Raw genomic sequence first — 2,066 nt, forward strand, 5'->3', positions numbered from 1 at the left:
ACACGCCGCTGGGTCTCCACGCTTTAAGCGTTGGATCATTTCCTGTTCGTCGTCCATCTCACTCTCCTAGTCATGGCGGTGCCAAGCATAGTGGCCAAATGAGCTACAGGACAGTGCCCTCATCAATTGAGTGTTCCGAGGCAGGGTTTGTTACAGGTCATTTCTAAGGTTATAGAAATAACTGCATTAGCTGTAACGACGAGCTCGGCGCGTCATCCTATTCATGACAGTCACATCCGAAGGAGGATGACGTCATGAAAACGTATACAGGCTCCCTGAGACTTTTAACCATCGGGTTGATCATCGCGACAGGTGCTATGGCCCTTCAAACCCTGAGCGAACATCAACGCCAAGTCGCCGCTCAACACAGTCTTGCAGAGGGAGGTAGCGATCGATTGCTCAAGCAGCGCACAAAGGTCGCCGAGGGCGGCAGTGATCGGCTGCTTGAACGGCGTGAGAAAGTCGCTGAGGGCGGTAGTGACCGATTGCTTGAACGGCGTGAGAAAGTCGCTGAGGGCGGTAGTGACCGATTGCTTGAACGGCGTGAGAAAGTCGCTGAGGGTGGTAGTGACCGATTGCTTGAACGGCGTGAGAAAGTCGCTGAGGGTGGTAGTGACCGATTGCTTGAGCAGCGCGCGAAGATCGCCGAGGGCGGCAGCGATCGTCTGTTAGAGCGACGCCAACAACTATTCGAACGGCCACCAACAGAACTGGCGAGCTCCGCAAACCCGCAGACTTTAGTGGGGTGAGTAGCTTCCAGCGCTTAACCAATAGCCACTGCAGTGATAGGCATGTCAGCCCCTCATTCCAGCTGTAATCTAACACGCAGTGGCCATACAATAAGGCGTTTGCTCTGATAAAAAGACACAGGACATGCGGAGAATATTTATTTAATCCGAATTAATTACTCGTCGGGAATTGTCTTGGTCGGACTGAACGGACTACTTGGTGACGTTTTGTCTTTCCTGTCGTGACGACGATCAGGTGTACTTGCACCTACGCTAGTAAATTTTTACTGGGCCTGGCATAGGCCGTTGGCGCCTAAATTTATTTTTCGTTTTTTGTAACAACAAACCAGCTGAATCATCTGACTACCTGTGAGTGGCAACGAATGTCATTGCACCTATTTAGATTTTTACCCATCAGGAGAAACACAATGAAAAAATTTCAAGCATCCACGGCATCTCTGAAAATCGCCAAGCCTTTGGCTGCAATGGTATCTGCGGCGGTGCTTGCCGCATCCCTCGCTGGTCCCGTGATGGCTGCTACCCCTTGTAATCCTTGCGCGGCAAAAGCTCCTGCGGCAGCCATGGCAAATCCTTGTGCTGCAAAAAATCCGTGTGCAGCAAGCAAGAAAACCACTAAAAACCCCTGCGCTAGCAAGAACCCATGCGCAGCAAAAAATCCGTGCGCAGCCAATCCGTGCGCCGCCAAGGCTCCTTGTGCGGCCAAGAAAAAATAAGCTGGAGATAGAGATTCAATAAGGGCATTCCTGCTCCGCGTCAAAGAAGTACTCGAGCATTTGACGTGCAATACAACTTATCACACCTACATGGCCCGTATTCGAATACGGGCCATGTACCATATGACTTGGCGTCAATATTTTCTGTTATAAGCTTTTAATAGAGTATTTTGTTGGCTCGCAAAAATAGAACTTATCTCCGAATACTCAACTAGACGCCTTTAGCATAAATCCGAATTGTTTGTCTTAAGATCACCCTGCCCGACAGTGCGACAATGGCCAGGTTTCGTCTGAACTTGAGGCCTATTTAGTAAGCTACCGAGCTAATTGAGCATCTTGCGCCAAAAAGGTCAGCTCGCGAAACCTACTTGATCATTCCAGATAGCCGACGATTCAGGAGTCCGCCCCAAAAGCCTCGTTAAGGCCGCTCAACCGACCAGGATGCTAAGCAACGTTTGATCCGTCGTAGCTAAATTCGGCCGCGGTCGGCGGTCGTCTTGCCAGCGGTGGCTAATGACTTACCCTGATGATACTCATGCCACAATTAAGAATTTCTGCTTGTAACAAACCGCAGCTTGAGATCTCTAAAGCGCATAGGGCAAAT

The 2,066-nt window shown here is 50.1% G+C and carries 2 protein-coding genes; both read left to right on the top strand.

All coding sequences use genetic code 11. The annotated features are described in order from the left end of the window. The first annotated feature begins 317 nt into the window (after positions 1-317). The gene (locus tag FFS64_RS31140; protein ID WP_087149566.1) at positions 318-749 is read left to right on the top strand and encodes a phage infection protein; all 432 of its coding nucleotides are present in this window, start codon (positions 318-320) and stop codon (positions 747-749) included. Between the two features lie 407 nt (positions 750-1,156). Continuing rightward, a complete protein-coding gene (locus FFS64_RS31145) occupies positions 1,157-1,462 on the top strand; it encodes a hypothetical protein (protein WP_082631607.1) in 306 nt (101 codons plus the stop codon). Positions 1,463-2,066 lie beyond the last annotated feature (604 nt).

The sequence above is a fragment of the Pseudomonas sp. G(2018) genome (assembly GCF_005502415.1).
In the GTDB taxonomy this organism is placed as follows: domain Bacteria; phylum Pseudomonadota; class Gammaproteobacteria; order Pseudomonadales; family Pseudomonadaceae; genus Aquipseudomonas.

Coding starts and splice junctions, on each gene's coding strand:
- FFS64_RS31140 (WP_087149566.1), top strand. CDS start 318: ATGGCCCTTCAAACCCTGAGCGAACATCAACGCCAAGTCGCCGCTCAA.
- FFS64_RS31145 (WP_082631607.1), top strand. CDS start 1,157: ATGAAAAAATTTCAAGCATCCACGGCATCTCTGAAAATCGCCAAGCCT.